This is a genomic window from Embleya sp. AB8, from assembly GCF_049739465.1.
GTDB lineage: Bacteria > Actinomycetota > Actinomycetes > Streptomycetales > Streptomycetaceae > Embleya.
The window spans coordinates 39854-63194 of the sequence record NZ_JBMHHY010000037.1 but is presented as its reverse complement, the minus strand read 5'-3'; the positions used below and the strand labels follow the sequence as shown (position 1 = coordinate 63194).

17 protein-coding genes are annotated in these 23341 nt (G+C 71.6%); 5 read left to right on the top strand and 12 right to left on the bottom strand.

The features are described from left to right. Positions 1 to 239: 239 nt before the first annotated feature. Both ABIA38_RS39605 and ABIA38_RS39600 read right to left on the bottom strand, forming a co-directional pair. A complete protein-coding gene (locus tag ABIA38_RS39605; protein WP_424643820.1) occupies positions 240 to 599 on the bottom strand; it encodes a TrmO family methyltransferase domain-containing protein in 360 nt (119 codons plus the stop codon). 172 nt (positions 600 to 771) lie between these two features. Continuing rightward, positions 772 to 2448 (bottom strand): CTP synthase, encoded by a 1677-nt coding sequence (locus ABIA38_RS39600; protein ID WP_424643843.1) that lies wholly within the window; start codon positions 2446 to 2448, stop codon positions 772 to 774. Positions 2449 to 3150: 702 nt separating this feature from the next. Here ABIA38_RS39600 and ABIA38_RS39595 point away from each other — a divergent pair. Together ABIA38_RS39595 and ABIA38_RS39590 are read left to right on the top strand one after the other, a co-directional pair. Then, positions 3151 to 4974, top strand: coding sequence for a glycoside hydrolase family 15 protein (locus tag ABIA38_RS39595; RefSeq protein ID WP_424643819.1), 1824 nt, complete (start codon positions 3151 to 3153; stop codon positions 4972 to 4974). Between the two features lie 91 nt (positions 4975 to 5065). Then, a complete protein-coding gene (locus tag ABIA38_RS39590) occupies positions 5066 to 6445 on the top strand; it encodes a DUF2254 domain-containing protein (RefSeq protein WP_424643818.1) in 1380 nt (459 codons plus the stop codon). Positions 6446 to 6481: 36 nt separating this feature from the next. Here the strand turns inward: ABIA38_RS39590 and ABIA38_RS39585 are convergent, their stop codons facing one another. From ABIA38_RS39585 to steA, 5 genes are read right to left on the bottom strand one after another with little or no spacing between them, the layout of a single operon-like run. Beyond that, the gene (locus ABIA38_RS39585; RefSeq protein ID WP_424643817.1) at positions 6482 to 7630 is read right to left on the bottom strand and encodes a glycosyltransferase family 4 protein; all 1149 of its coding nucleotides are present in this window, start codon (positions 7628 to 7630) and stop codon (positions 6482 to 6484) included. After that, the gene (gene murJ / locus ABIA38_RS39580; protein ID WP_424643816.1) at positions 7608 to 9299 is read right to left on the bottom strand and encodes a murein biosynthesis integral membrane protein MurJ; all 1692 of its coding nucleotides are present in this window, start codon (positions 9297 to 9299) and stop codon (positions 7608 to 7610) included. The genes ABIA38_RS39585 and murJ overlap by 23 nt, the downstream gene beginning before the upstream one ends. Continuing rightward, complete coding sequence (locus tag ABIA38_RS39575; RefSeq protein WP_424643815.1) at positions 9296 to 10225, bottom strand: hypothetical protein; 930 nt, start codon at positions 10223 to 10225, stop codon at positions 9296 to 9298. The genes murJ and ABIA38_RS39575 overlap by 4 nt, the downstream gene beginning before the upstream one ends. Further along, positions 10225 to 11364 (bottom strand): copper transporter, encoded by a 1140-nt coding sequence (locus ABIA38_RS39570; RefSeq protein ID WP_424643814.1) that lies wholly within the window; start codon positions 11362 to 11364, stop codon positions 10225 to 10227. Before ABIA38_RS39570 ends, ABIA38_RS39575 begins: the two co-directional genes overlap by 1 nt. Continuing rightward, entirely contained in the window at positions 11361 to 12536 is a 1176-nt protein-coding gene (gene steA, locus ABIA38_RS39565) for a putative cytokinetic ring protein SteA (RefSeq protein ID WP_424643813.1), read from the bottom strand. The genes ABIA38_RS39570 and steA overlap by 4 nt, the downstream gene beginning before the upstream one ends. 598 nt (positions 12537 to 13134) lie before the next feature. On the opposite strand from steA, the gene ABIA38_RS39560 reads away from it, so the two are divergent. Genes ABIA38_RS39560 through ABIA38_RS39550 form a run of 3 tightly spaced genes read left to right on the top strand, consistent with a single transcriptional unit; the run spans position 13135 to position 16111 of the window. Further along, on the top strand, positions 13135 to 14187 hold the full coding sequence (locus ABIA38_RS39560) for a hypothetical protein (RefSeq protein WP_424643812.1): 1053 nt from the start codon (positions 13135 to 13137) through the stop codon (positions 14185 to 14187). Beyond that, complete coding sequence (locus ABIA38_RS39555) at positions 14184 to 15428, top strand: sensor histidine kinase (protein WP_424643811.1); 1245 nt, start codon at positions 14184 to 14186, stop codon at positions 15426 to 15428. The genes ABIA38_RS39560 and ABIA38_RS39555 overlap by 4 nt, the downstream gene beginning before the upstream one ends. Then, positions 15383 to 16111, top strand: coding sequence for a response regulator (locus ABIA38_RS39550; RefSeq protein ID WP_424643810.1), 729 nt, complete (start codon positions 15383 to 15385; stop codon positions 16109 to 16111). The genes ABIA38_RS39555 and ABIA38_RS39550 overlap by 46 nt, the downstream gene beginning before the upstream one ends. Positions 16112 to 16513: 402 nt before the next feature. Here the strand turns inward: ABIA38_RS39550 and ABIA38_RS39545 are convergent, their stop codons facing one another. The 5 genes from ABIA38_RS39545 to ABIA38_RS39525 are packed head-to-tail and all read right to left on the bottom strand — an operon-like array spanning position 16514 to position 23298. Next, the gene (locus ABIA38_RS39545) at positions 16514 to 17179 is read right to left on the bottom strand and encodes a DUF5825 family protein (RefSeq protein ID WP_424643809.1); all 666 of its coding nucleotides are present in this window, start codon (positions 17177 to 17179) and stop codon (positions 16514 to 16516) included. After that, positions 17169 to 19112: a RiPP maturation radical SAM C-methyltransferase gene (locus ABIA38_RS39540; RefSeq protein ID WP_424643808.1), complete on the bottom strand. Its 1944-nt coding sequence runs from the start codon at positions 19110 to 19112 to the stop codon at positions 17169 to 17171. The genes ABIA38_RS39545 and ABIA38_RS39540 overlap by 11 nt, the downstream gene beginning before the upstream one ends. 5 nt (positions 19113 to 19117) lie before the next feature. Continuing rightward, positions 19118 to 21004 (bottom strand): DUF692 family multinuclear iron-containing protein, encoded by a 1887-nt coding sequence (locus ABIA38_RS39535; RefSeq protein ID WP_424643807.1) that lies wholly within the window; start codon positions 21002 to 21004, stop codon positions 19118 to 19120. Further along, on the bottom strand, positions 21001 to 23106 hold the full coding sequence (locus ABIA38_RS39530) for a B12-binding domain-containing radical SAM protein (protein WP_424643806.1): 2106 nt from the start codon (positions 23104 to 23106) through the stop codon (positions 21001 to 21003). Before ABIA38_RS39530 ends, ABIA38_RS39535 begins: the two co-directional genes overlap by 4 nt. A 24-nt stretch (positions 23107 to 23130) precedes the next feature. Next, positions 23131 to 23298 carry a hypothetical protein gene (locus tag ABIA38_RS39525; RefSeq protein WP_424643805.1) on the bottom strand — a complete coding sequence of 56 codons (168 nt, stop codon included), beginning with the start codon at positions 23296 to 23298 and terminating at the stop codon, positions 23131 to 23133. Between the last annotated feature and the right edge of the window lie 43 nt (positions 23299 to 23341).

Sequence of the window (23341 nt, the reverse complement as noted above, 5' to 3'; positions counted from 1 at the left end):
CGTTCGGGTCTGCGGGAGTGGCGGCGCGCTCCGTCGAAATCGGGCGGCCCACCGCCCCCGGATCAGGGTGCACTCCCCACCGGGTACTCGACCCCGAGCACCGCTTGTCGGGCGCTGACATGACGACCGTTCCGACACCGAGAAGCTAGCTACCCGACGTTCGAGCGGGTGGCCGGTTTCGGCTTGGAGCGCGCCCGGGTTCGGAGGGTCGGCCCGGAGGTGCCGACCCGGGTGGTCGGCTACCGGCTGCCGTTGCTCCGGGGCTGCTGCGCGAAGTAGTCGCGGAGCATGACGGTGGTCCAGTCGGCCTGATGCTGTGGTCCGCGCGGACCCATCTCACCGAACCACGGCTTCACGTCCGGTACGGGTGTCCCGTCCACGGCATCGAGGTCTTCGACGTGCAGGTCCAGGCCGTCGACCGCAACCAGGCGGCAACGGGATACCCCCAGCCAGTTCAGGCGCCGCATGTTGCGGTGGCCGAAGATCCCGACCTCCGGCCAGTCCGGGTTGTCCCGAGGCCGGCAGGCGCCGAGGTTCAGGTCGGTCGGATCGGTGAGGTGGAAGCGAAAGACGATCTCCAGATGCGAGAAGTCCGCCAAGCCCGGTCGATAGCGGCGAAATCCGGGCGCGGTAGGACGACGGTCGACGCTCTGCGGTGCCCCGGTGCTGCGGTGTTGCGGCGGTCCGGGCAAGAGAACAGCCACCCGCCCGGGTCTCCGGGCGGGTGGCTGTTTCGGGTTGCCGGTCAGGTCGAGCGCCGGCGGCCCGGGGTCAGGACGTCGTCTCGGCCACGCGGTCCTCGCCCTTGATGCGGCGGACCGCTGCGGCGACCAGGCCGGCGAAGAGGGGGTGTGGGCGGGTGGGGCGGGATTTGAGTTCCGGGTGGGCCTGGGTGGCGATGAAGTACGGGTGTTGCTCGCGCGGGAGTTCGACGTACTCGACCAATCGGCCGTCGGGCGACAGGCCGGAGAAGACCAGGCCGGTCTCCTCCAGTTGGGCGCGGTAGGCGTTGTTGACCTCGTAGCGGTGCCGGTGTCGTTCCTCGGACTGGGTCGCGCCGTAGACCTCGCGCGCGATCGTGCCCTCGGCCAGGTCCGCGGTGTACAGGCCGAGCCGCATCGTGCCGCCCAGGTCGCCCTGGCCCGCGACGATGTCGAGCTGGTCGGCCATCGTGGCGACCACCGGGTGGGTGGCCTCCGGGTCGAATTCGAGCGAGTTGGCGCCGGCCAGGCCGGCCAGGTTGCGGGCCGCCTCGATCACCATGCACTGCAGGCCCAGGCAGATGCCCAGGGTCGGGATCCGGTGCTCGCGGGCGTAGGTGATCGCCTGCACCTTGCCCTCGACGCCCCGGTCGCCGAAGCCGCCGGGGACCAGCACCGCGTCGCAGTCGCCGAGTTCGCGCGCGGCGCCCTCGGGCGTGGCGGTGTTGTCCGAGGTCACCCACTTGATCCGGGTGCGCACATTGTTGGCGAAGCCGCCCGCGCGGATCGCCTCGGTGACCGAGAGGTAGGCGTCGGGCAGGTCGATGTACTTGCCGACCAGGGCGACGGTGACCTCCCGCTCGGGCTGGTGCACCCGGCGCAGCAGGTCGTCCCACTGGGTCCAGTCCACGTCCCGGAAGTTGAGCCCGAGCCGGCGCACCACGTAGGCGTCCAGGCCCTCGGAGTGCAGGACCTTGGGGATGTCGTAGATCGAGGGGGCGTCGATGGCCGCGACCACGGCCTCCTCGTCCACGTCGCACATCAGCGAGATCTTGCGCTTGATGTCCTGCGGCACCGCGCGGTCCGCGCGCAGCACGATCGCGTCCGGCTGGATGCCGATGCTGCGCAGCGCGGCCACCGAGTGCTGGGTCGGCTTGGTCTTCAGCTCGCCCGACGGGCCGATGTAGGGCAGCAGCGAGACGTGCAGGAAGAACACGTTGTCCCGGCCGACCTCGTGTCGGACCTGGCGGATGGATTCGAGGAAGGGCAACGATTCGATGTCGCCGACGGTGCCGCCGACCTCGGTGATCACGATGTCCACGTCGTCCGCGGCCATCGCCCGGATCCGCGACTTGATCTCGTTGGTGATGTGCGGGATGACCTGCACGGTGTCACCGAGGTACTCGCCGCGCCGTTCCTTGGCGATCACCGTCGAGTACACCTGACCGGTGGTCACATTCGCCGAGCCGTGCAGGTCGACGTCGAGGAAGCGCTCGTAGTGGCCGACGTCCAGGTCGGTCTCGGCGCCGTCGTTGGTGACGAACACCTCGCCGTGCTGGAACGGGTTCATCGTCCCGGGGTCGACGTTGAGGTAGGGGTCCAGCTTCTGCATCGTGACCCGCAGGCCGCGCGCCTTGAGGAGCGCTCCGAGGCTCGACGCGGTGAGCCCCTTGCCGAGCGAGGAGGCGACGCCTCCGGTGACGAAAAGGTGCTTCGCCTGCCGGGTGCGACTGGGCGTCTGAGGCACTGCCAAGGAGGGGCTCCCGTGGTTTGGATGGAGGGGATTTCGAAGGGGACGCTGTTGGGCCGATGCGGGCCCGGAACAGTCCCACCAAGTCCACGGGATACCAGCCTAACAGCGTCGGGGGCCGAGGTCCCGCACCCGGTGCGGAACAACTGCGACACCATACGGCGATTGCCCACAGTGACAACGCACGGGAGAATCCGGGCACATGCCGACGGAACGGCCGAGTCGGATTCGACACAGAGTCAACGATCGAGTCGGCCGACCTCGGCACAAACGCGGCACCGACTCGGCACAGGCGGGGTGGGCCGCAGGCACGTTTCGGCGCCGCAGGCGCACTATGCTACGCAGGCGGCGCGCGAGCCTTCCTCCGTTCGCCGACACCTGCGCGCAGCGGAACCCACGCGCGCGACGGGTGCCCGTCCCCCGGATCCCGACGGGACGACATTTCGGGAGCACCGGTCGATTCGACCACCGCTGTGGCGGTCGATCACGCGCGTGTGGTGCACCCTGGATGAAGCGATTGAAGCGATCGACGTACCGAAACGCAATGAATCGATCAACCTCTGACGACTGGCGATCAAAACAGTCGATCAGCGCGCGTGGAGCGCACAACGGAGCCCCACGCCCCAGTACGTACCCAGCAGGTCGCACAGCCAGGACGACCGGCACCATCAGGACGACCAGGAACGGAAAGCGTTGCCCGTGACCAGCCGCATCGAGGACTACGCCCTCATCGGGGACATGCAGACCGCCGCGCTCGTGGGCCGCGACGGTTCCATGGATTGGCTCTGCCTCCCCCGCTTCGACTCCCCCGCCGTGTTCGCCGGCCTGCTCGGCAGCGAGGAACACGGGTCGTGGCGGGTCGCGCCGCTCTCCGGCGGCCCCGCGACGCGCCGCCGGTATCGCGGCGACTCGCTGATCCTCGAATCGGAATGGGAGACCCCCCGGGGGACCGTTCGGGTGATCGACTTCATGCCGCCCGCCGACGCGCTGGTCGGCGCGCCGGTCGTGGTGCGCATCGTCGAGGGCGTGTCGGGCCAGGTACCGGTGCGCTCGGAACTGCGCATGCGATTCCACTACGGCAAGGTCGTGCCGTGGGTGCGCCGCGAGGCGGACGGCCGTACCGTCGCGGTGGCCGGCCCCGACGCGGTGTGGTTCGACAGCGACGCCGAGTCCTACGGGCGCGGCCTGACCACCTATTCGGACGTCACCCTCGGCGAGGGCGACCGGGTCACCTTCACCCTCACGTGGCATCCCTCGCACGTCGAGGGCCCGCTGCGCACCGACGCGCTGTCCGCGCTCGCGGACACCGAGGTGTTCTGGGCCGACTGGATGACCCGCTGCACCTACCAGGGCCCGTGGCGCGAGCCGGTGGTCCGCTCGCTGATCACCCTCAAGGCGCTCACCTACGCGCCCACCGGCGGCATCGTCGCCGCGCCGACCACGTCGTTGCCCGAGGACGTGGGCGGCGTGCGCAACTGGGACTACCGCTACACGTGGTTGCGCGACGCGGCGATGACGCTGGGCGCGTTGCTCAAGACCGGGTTCGTGGACGAGGCGAAGGCGTGGCGCGAGTGGCTGCTGCGCGCGGTCGCGGGCGATCCGGAGAACCTGCAGATCATGTACGGCGTGGGCGGCGAGCGCCGGTTGACCGAGTACGAGGCGACCTGGCTGCCCGGCTACGAGGGCTCGCACCCGGTCCGGATCGGCAACGCCGCCGCCGAGCAGTTCCAGCTCGACGTCTACGGCGAAGTGGTCGACGCGCTGCACCTGGGCCGGGTCTCCGGCATGGAGGGCAACGACCACGCGCACGCGCTGCAGCTCAAGCTGATGGACTACATGGAGCAGCACTGGCGCGACCCGGACGAGGGCATCTGGGAGGTGCGCGGGCCGCGCCGGCACTTCGTGCACTCGAAGGTGATGGCCTGGGTCGCGGTGGACCGCACCATCAGGATGCTCGTCGACGAACCGATGGACTCCGATACCCAAAAGATGCTCGAACACCTCGAAGGGGTACGCGAGGAGATCCACCGCGAGGTGTGCGCGTACGGCTACGACGCCAACCGCAACACCTTCACCCAGTACTACGGCTCCACCGAGTTGGACGCCTCGCTGCTGCTGATCCCGCAGGTGGGCTTCCTGCCGCCGGAGGACAAGCGGGTGATCGGCACGATCGAGGCGATCCAGCGCGAGCTGACCGAGGACGGCTTCGTCCGCCGCTACCCCACCAACGGCTCCAGCGTCGGTCTGGACGGCCTGCCCGGCGACGAAGGCGCGTTCCTGGCCTGCTCGTTCTGGCTCGCCGACGACCTGGCGATGATCGGCCGGGTCGAGGAGGCGCGCGAGTTGTTCGAGCGGCTCCTGGCGCTGCGCAACGACCTGGGCCTGCTCGCCGAGGAGTGGGACCCGCGCCTGCAGCGCCAGGTGGGCAACTTCCCGCAGGCGTTCAGTCACGTGCCACTGATCGACACGGCACTGCGGCTGACCGCCACGATGCGCGCGGCGGCGGCTGCCGAACAGGACTAGTACCGCACCGGCGCGGGCAGGGACGGCGCCGGGGGCGGTATGCGCGCTGTGCAGGTGTGCGTACCGGTTCGGGGTGGTACCTCCCGACACCATGACCCGCGAACGTTCCACGACCGCCACCACGGGCGACGAGCCGGCCGGCTCGTCGCCCGTTTCGTCGTTGCCGTTCCTGCCCACGGCCCGCCGGCGGCGTCCGCTCACCCCCTGGCGGGAACATCTGCGGGACGGCTTCTGGTTCGCGCCGCTGATCGGGCTGGCCTCCGGGTGGGCGCTGGCCACCTTGATGTTGTCGCTGGACCGGTGGATCCCGGACTATCTGGCGCACCACCGTCGGCCCTGGCTCAAGGACGGCTACGACTGGTTCCTGCATGTCGCCACCGGGGCCAAAGAGGCCATCGCGACCATGAGTTCGGCGATGCTCACCTTTATCGGCGTGGTCTTCTCGATCACCCTGGTGGCGCTCCAGATGGCGAGTCAGTTCACCCCGCGCGTGGTGCGGGTGTACGTCCGCAGCCGGGTCACCAAGGTCACCTTCGCGGTGTTCCTGATGACCTTCCTCTACGCCCTGCGGGTGCAGAAGGAGTTCGGTACCTCGGGCGACCACCCGCCTGCGCTGGCCGCGTCCCTGGCGATGGGGCTCGTGGTGACCAGCCTGGTGGTGTTCGTGGTCTACGTGCACTCGACGATCCGGCTGATGCGGGTCACCCACGTGATCGGCTACGTCACCCAGGAGTCGATCGACCTGCTGGTCGCCCAGGCCCACGCCCGGCCCGTACCCGCGCTCCCGGCGGCGCCGGCGACGCCGATCCCGTATCGGGGCCCGCCCGGGGTGCTCCAGGACGTCGACATCGCGCGGTTGGTCCACCGGGCCCGGCGGCACGACGTGGTGATCGCGCTGATCCCCCGGGTGGGCGACTACCTCACGCACGGCATGCCGCTCGCCGAGATCCACGGCACCCCCAACCGGCGGGGCCTCCCGGCGCCGAGCACGTTGTGGCCGTGCCTGACCATCGGCGTCGAACGCACGATGCACCAGGACCTGACCTTCGGGCTGCGGCAACTGGTCGACATCGCGAGCAAGGCGCTCTCCCCCGCGGTCAACGACCCGACCACCGCCGTACAGGCCCTGGACCGGATCCACGCCCTGCTCACCCTGATGAGCGGCATCGACCTCGGCGACCGGGCCCACTTCGACCGACGTGACGCACTGCGCCTGATCGAACCGGTCGCCCTGTGGTCGGACGTGGTCGATCTGAGCCTGACCGAGATCCGCCTGTACGGCGCCGGCGCGCCGCAGGTGACCCGGCGCCTCAGCGCGGTGCTGGCCGACCTGCTCGAGATCACCCCGCCCGCCCGCTGCCCGGACCTGCTCCGCCAGCGCACGCTGCTGCGCGAGGCGGTCGAGCGGGCGCATCCGGACGCGCCCGGGCGGCAGTTCGCGCTCGAGCCGGACCGGCAGGGGATCGGGTGAGCGGCGTCCGGAGCGTGGCTGTACCGGGCCCGGTGGCTATACCGGACCCAGCTCCTCGTAGATGCTCAGCACCTGGGCGATCGTCTCGCGTGCGTCGGGCCACGTGCCGGCCTGGACCCGGCCCGCGGCGGCGAGTTCGCTGCGTCGGGCCGGGTCGGCGAGCAGCGCGGTGACCGCGTCGGCGAGCGCGTCGGCGTCGTCGTGGGGGACCAATACCGCCGCGTCGCCGACCAGTTCGGGCACCCCACCGACCGCCGTCGCGACCAGCGGCACGCCGGTGCGCAGCGCCTCCTGGGCGACCAGGGCCCGGGCCTCCCAGCGGCTCGACAACACCGCGACGTCGGCCGCGCCCAACAGGTCGGCCACATCGGCGCGGTGGCCCAGCAGCCGCACCGGCAGCGACTCGGCGTCGATGCGTTCCTGCAGCGACTCGCGCAACGGGCCGTCTCCGGCGATCACCAGCAGCGGGGTGGGCCGGTCCTCGGTCCAGCGCCGCGCGGCGTCCAGAAGCACCGGGTAGGCCTTCTGCGGGGCCAGCCGCCCCACCGCGAGCAACAGCGGCCGATCCGCCGCGCCGAACTCGGCCCGGACCGCCGCCCGATCCCGCCCGGCCGGCGCCAGCGCCGGCGCCGACACCGGGCCGAGCCGGGCATCGCGCGCGCCGAGCCCGCGGGCCCGGTCGACCAGGTCGGCGGAGGCGCCCAGGACGACGTCGGCCGCCCGGACCGCCCGGCCCTCCAACACCCGGGTCAGCGCGCCCTTCGCACCGCCGACCAGGACCGCGTTGTGCAGGGTCAGCACCAACGGCGTACGCCGCACCCGATGCCGCCCCAGCGCGTTGCCCGCCACCAACCCGGCGCGCAGCCCGTGCGCGTGTACGACATGCGCGTGGGTGCAGGCCGCGCGCAACTCACGGGCCGCGGCCCGGTCCGAGGGGCGCGGCCCGGCCGCGATCTCGACCGGTCGAAACCGCGCGCCGGTGGCCGAGAAGTCGAAGTGCTCCTCGGTCGCGGCCGGGCCGCATACCGTCACCGCGACCCCGCGCCCGACCAGCCCCGCCGCGAGCGAGCGCACATGCGCGCCGATCCCGCCGGTGGAGCCGGCCAGCACCAGGACGGCGCGCAGCCGGGCCGGCTCGGCGCGCCCTCGCGATTCGGTCGACTCAGTCGAAGTCGTCGTGTCCACGTCGCTGCTCCCCTTCCGATTCGGCCGTCCGCCGCCCGCGCAACGCGGCCTTGCCGGCCTCGCCCGCGGTCGCGAGTACGACTCCCGCGAACACCAGAGTGCCCACGATGGCGGCAACCGCCGCGATGATCAACGTGCAGACGATGCCGCCGGTACCGAATGTCCGGGACACCCCGAACCCGACCGCGCCGGCGGCGCCCGCGGCCACCGTCGCGCCGAGCGCGACCCGGACCGTGCTCCGGCCGGCCAACGCCTCGGGGCCGGCCGTCCTGGTGACGGGATACGTCAGCAGCAGGCCGGCCACCGTCATGCCGATCGAGTTGCCCAGGCCGAGCGCGGCCACCGTCCAACGCGCGGGCAGCGCGTACGCCAGGATCACGTCCGCGACCACGACCACGACCCACCCGACCACCACGCAGCCGGCGGCGGCGCGCCCGTGGCCGGAGGCGTTCAGCACCCGGCCCAGGTGCGCGATCAGCGCGTAGCCGATCAGGCCGGGGGCGAACGCGGCCAGCGCCCAGGCCATTTGCTCCGGTTCGGTGGAGCCGGTCATGAACAACGCGAAGAACCGCCCGAGCGGCGCGGCGGCGGCCAGCAACAATGCGGTCCCGGCGGCGCCCGCGAGCAGCACGGTACGGGTGGTCGCGGCCACCGCCGCGGCGAATGCCGCCCGGTCGCCGTCGTGCGCGTGCGCGCTCAGGCGCGGGAAGGCGGCGGTGGCGATCGGTACGGCGAGCACGGCGTACGGGAGCAGGTAGACCATCCACGTGGTCTGGTAGACGACCAGGGATCCGTGCGTTCCGCGCCCGTTGGCGAGCAGGATCACCGCGATCGTCGCGGCCTGCTGGGCGAGCAGCGTGGCGACGCCGGCCAGGGCGAGGGTACGGACCCGCCGGGCCACGCCGGCCGGGAAGCGCAGCGTGGGGCGCAGCCGCAGGCCGGTGGAGCGCAGCGGGACGACGGTGACCAGCGCGAGGGCAAGGACGCCCGCCGTGGTGCCGAGCGAGAGGGTGAGCTCGGCGCCACGCGGCAGGTGGGCGAGGTCGTCGAGGTCGACGTCGTACCGGTTGGCGAAGAGCAGATAGCTCCCGGCCACGACCAGGCTGGACACGAGCGGCGCGAGGGTGCCGGCCAGGAAGCGGTGATGCGCCTGGAGGATGCCGCCGGCGACCACGGCGATCCCGTACAGCAACACCTGCGGCAGGAACACCAGCAACATCCGGGTGGCCACGCCGGCCACACCGGGGCCGTCGGCCTTGCCGGCCAGGAGCAGTTCGGCGATCGGGCGCGCGAGCAGGGCCCCGAGCAGCACGATCGGGGTCAGCACCAGGACGACCCAGGTGAGCAGCGCGGACGCGATCCGTCCGGCGTCGGCCCAGGCGTGGTTGGCGACCGGGCCGGCGAGTACCGGGACCACGACACTGGCGAGGGCTCCGCCGGCGACGATCTCGAAGACGATGTTGGGGACGGAGTTGACGGTGCTGTACGCGGTGCCGAGGACGGTGTCCCCGACGGTCCCGGAGAACACCAACTGCCGCCCGAATCCGGCGAGTCGGGCGAACACGGTGACGATGCCCATCAGGGCCGCGGCACCGACGAGGCCGCGGACGGCGCGGCGGGGGGTGGTGGGGGCGAGGCTGCTCGGAGGTGGGGGGGCGCTGCCCGTCATGCCGATGCGACGGGGTCCTCGGCGGACAGCTGCCTCGGGACCGCGGCGGGAGCCGGGGCCCGGCGGCCGAGCATGTCGATGGCGTTCAGGGTCGGGTTGCCGGCGATCACCTTGGTGAAGCTGACCTTTTCGCTGGCCGCGGTGAGCGCGCCGACCACCAGCGCCTTGGCCAGGAGGCTCGTCCGGGACGAGCCGGCCGCCAACGCCACGCCCAGCGCCGCGCCGAGCGCGTTCGCGCCGGCGTCGCCGAGCATCGCCCGCTCGCCGAGGTCCTCCGGGAGCAGCGCCGCCGCCGCGCCCACCGGCGCCGCCGCCAGCGATGCCGCCGGACCGCCGCGCAGCAGCGTGGGCGCCCCCGCGAGCAGCACCGCCTTGGCCGCCCGGCCCGGACGCAGGTCGAACAGGTTGATCAGGTTGGCCGTACCGGCCACGACCACCCCCGCGAGCAGCTTGTCCACCGGCCGCCGCTGCACGAGCGCGCCGGCCGCCAGGCCCGCCGCGCCGAGCCCGACGATCTTGGCGCCGCCCGTGGTCAGTTCGCCCTTCGCGAGCGCGCCGAGGTGGCCCTTGAAGCCGCGTCGATCACTGGACCCGGCCAGGTCGTCGTAGGTCCCGAGCCCGGCCCCGGCCACCGCCGCCAGCACACCGGCCGCCCGCCACCGGCCCGGTACGCCCGGCGCGCACGCGGTGGCCAGCGCCGCGCCGACCGCCGTCGCCGGGCCTTCGAGCAGGGTCAATACCTCGCCCCGGTGGTTGCGCCGCTCCCACATCGCGGCCTCGCCCGGGGGGCGGCGGGTCAGCGCGGCGTACGCGGCGCGCGCCGCGCCGGTCGCGGCCAGCGCGGTGATCAGCCGGCCCGATCGGCCGCGACGCGATCCGGCGCGAGCGGGAGCGGGAGGTACGGAGGATGCGGCGGCCTTCGTCACTACGTCTCCTTCTTCGGCAGCTCCGGCAACGGACCGTCGGCATTGCCCGTCGTACCGTATTGACCCGAACTGCCCTGCTTGGCCTCGATCACCAGGGCCCAGACCACCGCGACCTGCCCCACGGGTGTGTCGGCGGTGTCCACGGTGGAAACGACCTTGGCGGTCTGCTCGTTACGGCGCAGCGCCCAGATCACGCCGTTCTCCTGCGCGGCGGACGAGGTGCCGGCCACGACCGTACCGTCATCGCCGGTGTCCAGGGCCCGGGCCAGCGCCAGATGTACACCGTTCGTCCGCCCCGGGTCCTCGCCCCCGGTGGCCCCCGACGGCGCGACGATCACGACCAGGTCGGCGCCGATGGCCGGATTGTCCTTGACGTCGACGAAGCCGGCTTCCTTGAGCTTGGTCAGCGTCTCGGTAGCGGCCTGGGTGTTGTGCGTGGGGGGGGTGGGGGGGGTGCCGTTGTTCGAGCCGGGGGTCTGGCCCGGTGCCTGGCTGCCGGGGGGCGGGGAGCTGTTGCCGGTGCCGGTGGGGGTGCCCGTCGTGGCGGGCGGTGCACCCGTGGCGGGCGGGTTCGTCGCGGCCCCCGTGGCCGGCGGTGTGGTCCCCGGCGTACCCGGTGTGCCCGAGGTACCCGTCTGCGGCGGCGGCAACTTCTCGGTGATCGCCCCCGCCAGCGCCTTCGCCGCCCGCTCGGTGGTCGACCCGGTCGGGTACGTCGTCGCGTTCGCGCCCAGCGCGGTGACCAGGTCGGCGTCGCGCTTGGGGTCGGCCCACGCGCCCTTGATCGCCACCTGGCCGGTGACCGTCGCGGAGGCGCCGTCGAGCAGCTTGGTCATGCTGTCCGTGAGCTTGGTGTCCGAGCCGGGCAGCGCGACCACGACCGCCTTGTGCCCGGCGAGCCGGCCCTTGGTCAGTTCGGGGCCGACGGTGTTCATGATGCCGTTCAGGTACTTCTGGCCGGCGTTGGCCCGGTCGAGTTCGCGCCGCAGCCCTTCGTTGTTCCGGGCCAGGTCCTGAACCGAGGTGTCGAGCCCGGACACGGCCGCCTCCTTGAGGAAGGACGCGCCGAGGACGAGCCCGACCGAAAGGGCCAGGAAGACCGCGATGATGGAGACGACGTGGTATCTGAAGTCGATCAACTGAACAGTCCCTGGAGCCAGTAGACGAAGGCGTCCCACTGTGCCCCGAACACGTGGAAGTACGCGCGCCCGAGCGGGGTGACCCGCACGGTGACCGCGATGGTGACCAGCGCGGCGAGGCACAACATGAGCAGCGAAGTCGTGGAGATGCGGCTGCGGTACAGACGGCTGACACCCTTGGCGTCCACGAGCTTGCCGCCGACCCGAAGCCGGGTGAGAAAGGTACTCGCCATGCCGGCCCGGCCCTTGTCCAGGAACTCGACGAGCGTGAGATGTGTACCGACCGCGACGATCAGGCTGGCGCCGCCGTCGTCGGCGAGCAACATCGCGATGTCCTCGCTGGTCCCGGTGGCCGGGAAGGCGATCCCGTCCACGCCCAGTTCGACCAGGCGCTCCATCCCGGGGGCGCGCCCGTCCCGGTACGCGTGCACGATGATCTCCGCACCGCAGCGCAGCGCCTGGTCGGACACCGAGTCCATGTCGCCGACGATCATGTCCGGCTTGTAGCCGGCCTGGAGCAGCGCGTCGGCGCCGCCGTCGACGCCGATCATCACCGGGCGATACTCGCGGATATACGGCCGCAACGCGGCGATGTCCTCGCGGTAGTGGTAGCCGCGCACCACGATGAGCACCTGGCGGCCGTCGATCCGGGTCCGGATCTCGGGTACGCCGACGCCGTCGAGGAGCAGTTCGCGCTCCTCGCGGATGTACTTGAGGGTGTTCTCGGCGAACGCCTCGATCTGCTCGGACAGCCCGGCCCGGGCCTCCTCCATCGAGGCCGCGACCGACTCCGCGTCGAGGAGGGTGCCGACGGCGATCGGATCGTTGCCGCGATAGAGGATGTTGTCCTCGATCCGGACCATTTCCCCCTCGCGGATCCGGTCGAGCACGCTGCCCCCGACGTCGTCCAGGAGCGGTACGCCGGCCTCCACGAGCAGCTGCGGCCCGATATTGGGGTAGCGCCCGCTGATGCTGGGCGCGGCGTTGACCACGGCGGCGGGCCGACACTTGACCAGCGCCTCGGCGGCGACCCGGTCGAGATCGCCGTGGTTGATGATCGCGATGTCCCCGGGGCGAAGCCGCTTGGTGAGGTCCTTGGTACGCCGATCGACCCGGGCAAACGAACCGGTGTCCTCGGTATGCCGTCGACGACGAAGCGCGGAAATCCTCACCGGCGCAATCCTGCCATGCGAGATTTCGGAAGGCGGCTCCGCCGCTCTCCTCGCCGCGCTCGTCGATCTCCGGTCATCGATGAAGTCGTGGACGCTGACACGCCGGGAAACAGCCGAATTCGCAGCAGCCTCAAGGAGTGCGGCGGGGCCGAGTCGGAAGGCGGGCCGGCCGACCCGGCCCATTTCACGCCGCGAGCCGGACCCAAAACCGCAGCGGGGCTGTTACACAGAGACAGAGCCCAGGGCCGGGCCGCGAGCAAAGCGAGTCGGCGGGGGCCGGACCCGCAACCGTGCCGCAGGGCGTAGGCCACAGGCGAAGCGGGTCGGCCGAGTCGGCGGCGCATCCGATCCACGGACCCCGATCGCAAACAAAGCGCGCGGCCACGCCGGGTGCCGGCGGGCCTGACCAGGCCACCCACGAGCCCGTGAACCCGCAGCCATCGAGGTGAACGCAACGGGTGGAGCGGGCGGGTACACCCTGCCGAGCCAAGTGCAACGCACACGCACGCCGGGTGACCCGCCCATCCCCCATCCGAGGGACCCACATCAGCGTCCACGACGACGCGCACGCCACCCTCGCCCCGCGAAGGTTGTGGCCATGGAAACCACGGAGAACGCAGACCCGACCCCGCCGGCCCCGACCCGACTCGCCCTCCGTCGCCGCCTCGCCTGGATCGCGATCGTGGCCTGCTCTCCCTACCTGACGCTCAAGCTGCTCTGGGTGTTCGGCGTGAACGTCGGCGTCGTCCACCCCGACGACCTCAGTCGCGGGAAATGGATCGCCGCCAACGCCCTCACCTTCGGGATGGACGGCATCGCCGCGCTGATCGCGTACACCCTGGCCCGCCCCGGCGGGGCCCGGGTCCGCGCGTGGCTGATCCTGCTCCCGCTGTGGGTCGCGTCCGGGCTGCTCGCGGTGATCATGACCGCCGTCCCGCTCAACCTGCTCAGCGCGGTGGTCGGCGCGACCACCAACCCCTTCACGGGCGACGACTTCCTACAGCCGTGGGTTTACGCCATCGTCTACGGCGGCTTCATCGTCGAGGGCGCGGTACTGCTCGGCGCCTTCGTCCTGTACGCCAACGACCGCTGGCCGACCCTCCTGCACACCCGCGTCCGGACTCTCCCCGACCCCGCCGGCACCCGCGACGCCCAGCGCTTCCTCGGTACGGCCGCCGCCGTGCTGCTCGCCTTCTCGGGCGTACTGCGGCTCGCCTGGGGCCTGGGCGCCGACCTCGGCATGAGCGACCGTTGGATCGGCGACCGCAACGCGTCCGGCCGTTGGTTGGACGGTGTTCAGGGCAGCCTCGCCCTGATCGGCGCGGCGGGCCTGATCATCCTCGTCCACCGACTCGGCGGCGCCCGGGTGCGCGGCCCGCTCGCGATGGTCTGGTTCGGCGCCGGCAGCTCCTTCGGCTGGGGCGGCTGGCTGGCCCTGGCGACCGCCGCGGCGCCGTCCGGCAGTGCGGCGGCGAAGCGCACATCCCCGCTGCTCCACACTGTCTACACTGCCGAAATGATCACCGGCGTCCTGGTATTGACCATCGGTTGGTTCTTCCTGACCGAATACTCCCGCCACACCACACACGCCAAGCACGCCGAGCACGCCGAGCACGTGGCCCACGGCCACGCACCCCACCCCGTCGGATGACCGTCCGTCGCCTCGCGCGCCCGCTGCTCGGTCGGCGGGCGCGCCTGCGCTGGGTGCATCTGGTCCTCGGGGGCGCCCTGTTGATGCCCTTCCAGCTCACCGCGGTCACCGTACTCGCCACCATCGGGCCGCTGCGCGATACGCCGGGCTCCGCGTACACGATCCAGGTCCTCGCCCTGATCGTCGCCCTGCCGTTCGTCGCCCTGGCCGGCCTGGTCCCCCTCGTCCGCACCCTCGAGGGCAGCGCCGCACGCGTCCTGTGCGCCGCCGACGGCGAGGTGCTCAGCGCCCCCGCGACCAGCCCGGCCGCCCGCCGCCGAGCCTCCGCGTGGTTCACCCTGCATGCGTTCCTCGGCGGTATCGTCGCCGGCATCTCCCTGGCCGCACCGCCCGCCGGCCTGGTGCTGATCGCCATGCCGCTGACCCGGACACTCGCCGCCGGCCTCCCGTGGTCCGCGCCCGCCCAATCCGCCCCGCTCGCCTGGCTGCCCCTCGGCCTGGCCCTGATCCTGCTCCCGCCGCCGGTATCCGCCGCGGCCGGCGCCTGGTTGGCCCGGCTCGCCCCGACCCTCCTCGGCCCAACTCCCGTCGACCGCCTCGCCCTCGCCGAACAACGCGCCGAACGCCTGGCCGAACGCGCCCGAATAGCCCGCGACCTGCACGATTCGGTCGGCCACGCGCTCAGCGCGGTGGGCATCCAGGCAGCCGCCGCCGGCCGCCTCCTCGAACGTGATCCGGCGTTCGCCGCACAGGCGTTGGCCGCCATCGAGGACACCGCCCGCAACGCCGTCGCCGAACTCGACCACGTACTCGGCCTGTTGCGCGAGGAGTCGGACCCCGACAGTGCCGCCCCGACCCCCTCCCTGGCCGACCTGACCGACCTGGTCGCGCGTACCCGAGCCGCCGGCGCGGACGTCGAACTCGACCTGTCGGGCGGGATGTCCGCCCTGCCCCTCCTCGTCTCCCGCGAGGCGTACCGAATCATCCAAGAGGGCCTGAGCAACGCCCTCCGGCACGCCGGCGAGGTCCCGATCCGCCTGCAAGTCTCGGTGGTCGACCACGAGTTGGCCATCGACCTGGCCAACCCCGCGCCCGCGGCACGACCCACCCGACCCGATGGCGGACGCGGCCTGCGCGGCGCCGCCGAACGAATCGCCGTACTGCGCGGCACCTTCACCGCCGGCCCACGCGACGGATGGTGGCAGCTGAGCGCACGCATCCCCCTGGAAGGACACTCGTGAACGCCGACCCTGTACGCGTCCTGATCGCCGACGACGAAAGCCTGGTCCGCGCCGGCCTGCACGCGATCGTCGCCGCCGAACCCGACCTGACGGTGATCGGCGAGGCCGCCACCGGCACGGAGGCGGTGGCCGGCGCCCTCGAACTGCGCCCCGACCTGATCCTGATGGACGTCCGCATGCCCGACCTGAACGGCATCGAAGCCACCGCCCGAATCCTCCGCGAGGCCCCGAACCCGCCGCCGCGAATCCTCGTCGCAACCACCTTCGAAAACGACGAATACATCTACGACGCGCTACGCGCCGGCGCCCACGGATTCCTCCTGAAGCGGGCGAGGACCGACGAAATGCTGCACGCGATCCGTACCGTGGCGCGCGGCGACTCGCTCCTCTACCCGTCCGCCATCCGCGACCTGGCCCTGAGCCGCTCGTCGGCCCGAGCCGCGAACACCGAGTTGGAAACCCGACTGGCCCGCCTCACCGACCGCGAGCGAGAAGTCCTCCGCCTGATCACGTTCGGCCTGTCCAACCCCGAAATCGCGGCCCGAACCGGCCTGGGCCTGGAGACGGTCAAGACGCATGTGGCACGCGTACTGGGCAAGTTGGGCGTACGCGACCGCACCCAGGCGGTGATCGCCGCCTACGAGAGTGGCTTCGCCACGGCGGGCGGAGCGGGGCGGGGATGACCTGCGGCGTCACAACCTCCTCGTCCGTCAACAACCGATCCGTCGGCCCAGGGAGCGAGTGATAGATCGCGTTCAGGTCGTCCTGCGGGATCGGGGACTCGGTGAACCGCCCCGGTGCGCACTTCTTGCCATACGGCACGTAGTCGACCACCGCCCGCAACCCCAGGTCCCGAAATCGTTGTTCCAGGGCCTTCGGGTCGCGGAACTCGGCGATCTTGAACAGGATTCCGCCGTCCGGCCGCTTGATCACCTCGAACGGTCGGGCCTCGGCCGAACCGCCGCTACCACAAAGGACACAAGGCCAGACCGGGCCACCCCGCTGCCGCCAAACCCCAGCCATCGAGGCGAAGGCAACGGGTGGAGCGGGCGGGTACACCCTCCCAAGCCAAGTGCAACGGCCGCCTACGCCCCCCTCGGGAGCCCACCTCGGACCCGATACGGCGTCCACCACACGAACGAGCCCACCCGGTGCAACAGCCCCGCCGCCCGGTAGCGTTCCGTCACCGCCTCGGCCAGGTCCGTCACCGCGACCCCCCGCAACAGCGGCGAAATGACCTGGTCGTACCGGGGGTTCCGGATCACCAGCCGCCGCAACGAGCCCCCGCGCTGGTCCCGCACCTCGATGAATCCGGGACCATGCCGGTAGCCACACTTCGCGGGCAGAAACCCGGCCCGCCACGCACTCGCGGCACCGCCGTCGCCCCGGCCGTCATGGCCGTCCCCGCCGTCCCCGACCACGGCCGTCGGTGGATACAGGTGGCCGAGTGCTCGCCAGTCCCAGCCCCCCGCAGGCGCCCGAAGCGTCCAGTCGACGCCAATCCCGTGGCTCGTCAGCTCCCGCACGACCACAAGACCCGCCACCGCCGCCCGGCCATCGTCCCCGACCTCGGCCAGGTCGACCACACCATCCACCCGCACGAACCGCACACCATCCGCCGCAACCCGCGCCACCGCATCGAGCGGATCGCCGACCACGTCGACCTCGCCGACGTACATCCCCGGGACCCGCATCGCCGCCGGATCACCGTCGCGCCACAGGCCCAACCGCACCGACGGCTCACCGCTCATCGGCACGCTCCGCGACCACCGACGTCGCCACCGGCACCACCGCCGGAACCACCATCGGCGCACCCACCAGCGGCTCGCCCCGCCGCGCCACCTCCCGGTCGGCCCCGGTCGGCGCGACCTGCACCACCTGACCCCCCTCGGCGAAGACCACCCCCAACGCCCGCCACCGCGCCAGCAGTTCGCCGATCCACGCCTCGGTGACCCCGTCGTGCCGGGCCGCGACCTTGCGCAGCAGCGCCGCCGGGCTGTGCGGCGTATCCAGCAGCCGGAACACGCTCACCTCGATCGGGTCGACGACGTCGAGCAGGTGCCAGTCGAAGCCGGGACGGGTGTCGACCAGCACGATGTGCTCGCCCAGGTCCCAGTGGGTGAGCCGACAACGCGGATAGTCGTCCGCCCAGTTCGCGATTGCCGGCCGCAGCCGGTCCAGGCAGGCGTCCGTGATGCCGCGCCGAGGGGAGTCGAAGATGTAGACCAGGTCGGCCAGTTCCGCCTCGGGCAGGTCGTAGATGTATCGATAGTGCGCGGCCGGTCGGGGTTCGCCGAACCCGAGTTCCGGCCGATCGAAGTACGGGCTGAACCGTTCGACCTTCACCCGGGTGGCCCCGGCCGGTGGCATCAGGTGGTGCAGCGCGGGAAGTTGGTTGACAACGTCGTGGTAGTCGTCGTCGAGCTCGCCGGGAAAACCATAGAGATAGTTCCAGCTCACTTCGGTTCCGATCGCCTCCGCGTCGCGCAGCAGTCGGACGTTCTGACAGGCCGTCACGCCCTTGTCCATCAGCCGCAACACCCGACTGCTCAGGTTCTCGATCCCGGGCTGTACATGGGTGATCCCGGCCGCGTGCAGGACTTCCAGCTGATCTCGACGCAGGTTCGACTTGATCTCGTAGCCGATCCGCAGGTCGTACCCGGACTCCGCGAGGCGCGGCGCCACCGAGCCGAGGTAGGCCATGTCCATGATGTTGTCGGTGATCCAGATGTCGAGGATGCGATGCCGTTCGACCAGGGCCAGCAACTCCTCGACGAATCGCCCTGCTTCCTTGCTGCGGAACTCCATGAACGAGCCGTTGAGCCCACAGAACGTGCAGTGGTGCTTTGCTCCCCACCAGCATCCGCGCGAACTCTCCAGGACCAGCCGCGGCTCGACCCAGGAGCCCGCGGCGGACCGCGCGTGCCGTTCGAAGTAGTCGCCGAAGTCGGGCGGCACCAGCGCCCCCGGCGGCAATGGCGCGGCGTCCATCGGGTTCACCACACACTCCCCGTGCGACGTACGCCAGCACAGCCCCGCGATGCCGGCCAACGCGGCCTCGTCCCGGATACCGCCCAGGGTGGCCGCGAGCAACTGCGGGAAGGCGGCCTCCCCTTCGCCGCGCACGACGACGTCCACGTACGGGAAGTTCCGGTGCAGCGCCGCGCCCTGCGGCCCGTCGCAGTTGGCACCGCCGAACACGGTGAGCACACGCGGGTCCAGTTCCTTGACCACCCGCGCCGCGGCCAGCGTCGCGGCGTTCTGCGCGAACGTCGTGGTGAAGCCGACCACGTCCGGCGCCGCGGCAACGATCCGCTCCGCCGTCTCGCGCACGAACAGCGGGGCCAGTTCGTGCAGTTCGCGCGCCCGGTCGGTCATGCCGGCGGGCACCCGGCCGGCCAGGCGCGCGGTGAACTCCGGAACCTGCCAGCGCGGGCGGTCGTTCAACGCGGCCGAGAAGATCCATTCGCTGAGCCCGGAGAAGTAGGAGTTGGCGCAGAACTCGTACTCCTCGGAGGTGAAGCCGGTACGGTCCACCAACCAGTCGACATAGTCCAGGTTGGCGTGCACGACCCGGACGTCCGCGTCGGGGAAAACGTCGAGCACCCGGCGCCGCAGGATGCCGAGCGCCAACGACGGCATGTCGATCGACGACCACGGCATGTCCACCAGCACGACCCGCACGCCGGTCACCACATCCCGCGCTGGCTCAGCGCGGCCCGGGCGGCCTCGCCCGCAGGTGTCGAGGTGGCCTCGAACGCCGCCGCCACCCGCGCGGAGATCGCACCGTGCGCGAGCCCGGCGGGCGTGGCGAAGTACGCGTACGGCACGGCCTCCCCCGCGTCCACCGCCGGGACGGCCGCGCCCGCGTCCCATCCCACGATGGATGTCGGCGCGTACCGGCGCAGCGCCGCGTGGCCGTGGTCGGTCCGGATCACGCCCTCGGCCCCGATCACAAACGAGAGCGGCTGCTCGTGGCACAGCGCGGTGAACAGGGACAACATCAGTTCGTGGCCCACGGTTTCGCGCAGGGCGGCGCGGGCCGCCACGTCCGGCAGGTCGAGCAGGAACCGGGCGAACGCCTCCTCCACCGACAGGCCGGGCCCGTGATAGGGGATCAGCCGAAACTCGGCGAAGTGTGGGGAGGCCAGGAACCCGTTCAGCAGGCCGGCGTCGGCATGGCCCGCCTCGCCGAGTGTGCGCAGGCTGCGCGGGAACGTGCCGGTGAGCCCGCCCTCATGACCGAGCCGCCAGATTCGCGACCGGAACCGCCGTGCGGCAGCGTCCAGTTCGTCGAGCGCGACGGTCTCCAGACACTCCGCCTCGCCCGCGTTCGTGGCCACTTCGGCGGCGCCCTCGGTGGCGAGCCGGGCCCGCAGGTCGGGTTCGAGCAGGAGTCGCATGAGCAGGTCGGCGAGTTGCTCGCCGTCCAGCGCTTCGCGGGGTGCGACCCGGCCGTCCAGGGCTTCGCGGCGCGCGGCCCGGCCGTCCGGCGCTTCATGGCGCGCGGCCCGGCCGCCCAGGACTTCCCGGCGTGCGGCCCAGCCGGACGGCGCCTCGCGCGCCGACTCCCCGGACGCGGCGGTTGCCGTCGTACCGACGAGGTCCACCTCCCCCCGCCGCCATCCGCCCGCCACATCGCGCAGCCGCTCGTAGTTGCGCCGGGACCGTTCGACCAGCCGGCCGTCCTCCCGGTACATCGGGTCCTCGTAGCTGACCCCGAGCAGATTCGGGCAACGCGCCAACAGATACTCGGTGAGCTCCAGTTGCTCGTCCAGAAGCACGCCGTGATGCAGGTCGCGGAACTTGCCACCGACGATCTGGCAGCCGGACAGGTGCAGTTCGCGGCAACGCTCCAGGGGTAGCGCGTCGATCCCGTCGAGCATGTTGCGCCCGGTACGGCCCCGCAACCACTGGTAGCTGAGCAGGTGGCCGACATCGAGGGTCACCCACACATCGGCGTCCTCGGCCAGCCTGGCGAAGTACTCGAACGCGTCGACCCCGCCGAGGTAGAAGGACCCGCCCTCGGTGAACCCGGGGAACTCGACGTGCAGCGGGGGGACCAGGCGGCGGGCCGTGTCCGCGGTATTCCGGGTGGCGATCTCCAGGCCACGTTCGGTCAGCGGCGGCGGCAGCGGATACGGCAGCGGGCAGCCGCGCAGGCTCCAGATCCCGAGGTCCTCGACGACCCAGGCGAGGTCGTGCCGGGCGGCCAGCTCGTTGGTGAACTCGATTGCCGGGCCGCGGTCGTAGCGCTCGGGCGAGCCCATGTTCAACTCGGTCTGGTGCAGCGCCCGAAGGGTCCCGGCGGGCAGTTCGCCATAGAAGCGGTCGTAGGCGTGCGCGTAGTCGGCCAGGCGTACGGCGGCCCGTGAGCGTGGTTGGAACGATGGGCAGGCGTAGGCGAATTCGTCGCCGTGGCGCCGCAGGAACGCACGTACGCGCGGTGAGATGTCACCCCCGTCGGGCGTCTCGACGAACCCGATGCCCCGGTTGCCCAGGGTGCCTCCACTCCACGGCATGTCCATGACCAGGCCGAGGCCCAGCCTGGTCACGGTGGCGGACGCTGCGGTCACAACGGCCTCCCGGCGTACTCGATGTCCGTCTCGGTGACTGTTCCCCGTTCGGGTCGGCCGGCAAGCGCGCCGACCAGGCGGCCGAGCAGCAGCCGGCCGCGTGTGGTGCGCGCCGCGAGCAGGCCGTCGGCGCAGTGTTCGATGTCGCGGCGCGGCAGTGCGTACAGCCGCTCCTGAACAAGATCGGCGACCGTGATCCGGTGCTCGGGCCCGTCGTCGATGTGGGTGGGGACGATCCGCACCCACGAGTGCGGCCGGACCGACCCGGCCTCGCGCGGCCCGGCTCCCGGCTCGGCACGCGTGGGCGAAAGCCGCCCGGCCCGGCCCGGCGTGACGGTACGGAAGACCCGTTCCAGTCGGTCCAGCGCCTCGGCTCGCGCGGGGCCGCCATCGATCGCCATCGGGTAACCGACTCGGCCGGCAAGGTAGTTGAGTTCCGGATTGCCGGTGAGCGGCCCCGAGGTGTCCAGCGCGAGCCCGAACCGCTCCGGGTGTTGCGCGAGCCGGCTGCCGGGCTCGGCCACCAGAAGTTCCAGCGCGTCGATCCCGAGCTTGGCCTGATTGTCCGTCAGGAACCGTAACGACGCCTCGAACTCGGCCGGCGTCTCGTCGAGCACATGCCCCATCACCGACAGCCGCATGGTGATGCCCGCGTCGGCGAGGTTGTCGACGATGCGTTGGTAGTCGGCCGCCCGTACGCCCCGGTCCAGTAGGTCGAGCAGGCGCTGCGCGGTGCCTTCGTAGCCGATGGAGAGCTGCGCACAGCCGAGTTCGGCCAGCTCATGGCAGAACTGCGGGTCGACCAGGCTGTGTTCCAACCGCGCACGCACATCGAAGCGCACCCGCACGCCGCGAGCGCGGGCCAGCCGCATCGCGCGCGCGATCAGCCGGAGGTTGGTGTTCTCGTCGGCGATCGCGAGGAGTTCGGCTCCGGTGGCCCGCACCACGGACTCGACGGCGTCGGCGAGTTGCGTGGCGGTGCCCTGTTGGTAGGCACCGGGGGTGAGGGAGCGGTTGCCGTAGGAACAGAAGGCACACCGACCCCAGTAGCAGCCGACGCAGGACACGATGGCCACCTGCGTGGTCTCCGAGAGGTAGGCGTGAATGGGCAGGCCGGCGAAGTCCGGTGGGCCGAGATCGCGAAATCGCAGTCGCACCGGGGCCATCGACCGATGCACGGCACCTGCGCCTTCGACGTCGCCTTTGCCGTCGCCTTTGCCCTCGCCGTCGCCGTCGCCGTCGCGCGATAGCCAGATCATGCCGGGTACGTCGGCCTGCGGCGCGGTCCCGTCCAGTGCGTCGAGCCAGCGTTCCAGCGGCTCCTCACCCGCCGTATGACACAGTGCGTCGACCACGTCGCAAACGGATCCGAGCCCCACCAGCGCCTCATGACGGAGCATCACCTGTTGCCCGCCAAGGCAGATCCGGACCTCCGGCCGCAGCCGCCGCACCCAGGCGGCAATCAGCAGCGCCGGGCCCAACTGGCTGAAGAACGCCACGGACAGCCCGACCACGCGGGGGTGATGCCGGGTCAGCTGATCCACGACCAGGCGGTACAGCCGCTCGACCGCGACCCCGGATGCACCGGGGGGCGCCGCGGCGGCCGTACGCACCGCGTCGTCGAGTTGCCCGAGATCAGGCCAGGTCCGGGCGAGCAAAGTGTCCCGGACAAGCAGCTCGACCGCGTTCCGGGCGAGCCGGAGCGCGTCCAACTCTCCTGACGGGTCCGCTACTTCCGCTACTTCCGGTGCTCCCGATACTTCCGGCGCCCTGTGCATGACACGGGCGCGCACGTCGCCGGCATGCCGGACCACGACCTCGGCCATGGCCCGCTGATACCAGCCGTCCACACCGGTGCCGGTGCCGGTGCCGGTGCCACCGTCCCGCGCCTGGACCGCGTCGACGAGCACCTCCGGATGTCGCAACACGTCATGCACCAGGCCGATGTTCAGATCGGCCTGGTGCACACGTCGACCCCGGCGCCGTAGGTGGCCGGTCAGGTAGGGCAGGCTCAGGTACGGAAAGAACCTGGCCTCGGTCTGTGGCGGAAAGACCAGCAGGACGTCGACCGGATCACCGCCGCCGGCCCATTCGGACGGCACATTCCACCTCGGCAGTCCGGGGTCTCAGAGAGCGAGGTCGTCCTCGTTGGTTGCCGCGATGTAGGTGTACGAGTGGTACGCCCCACCGATCTTCAACTCGCTGGACTCGATCACCTCGAGTTCGTCGAGCTCGGCGAACGCATCCTCTTCCGCGGCGGTCTCTACCGTCACCTCGGGCGATGCAACACTCATGGTCCCTCCCCTGGAGCGCGATGGTGGCTGACGCATTTCACCG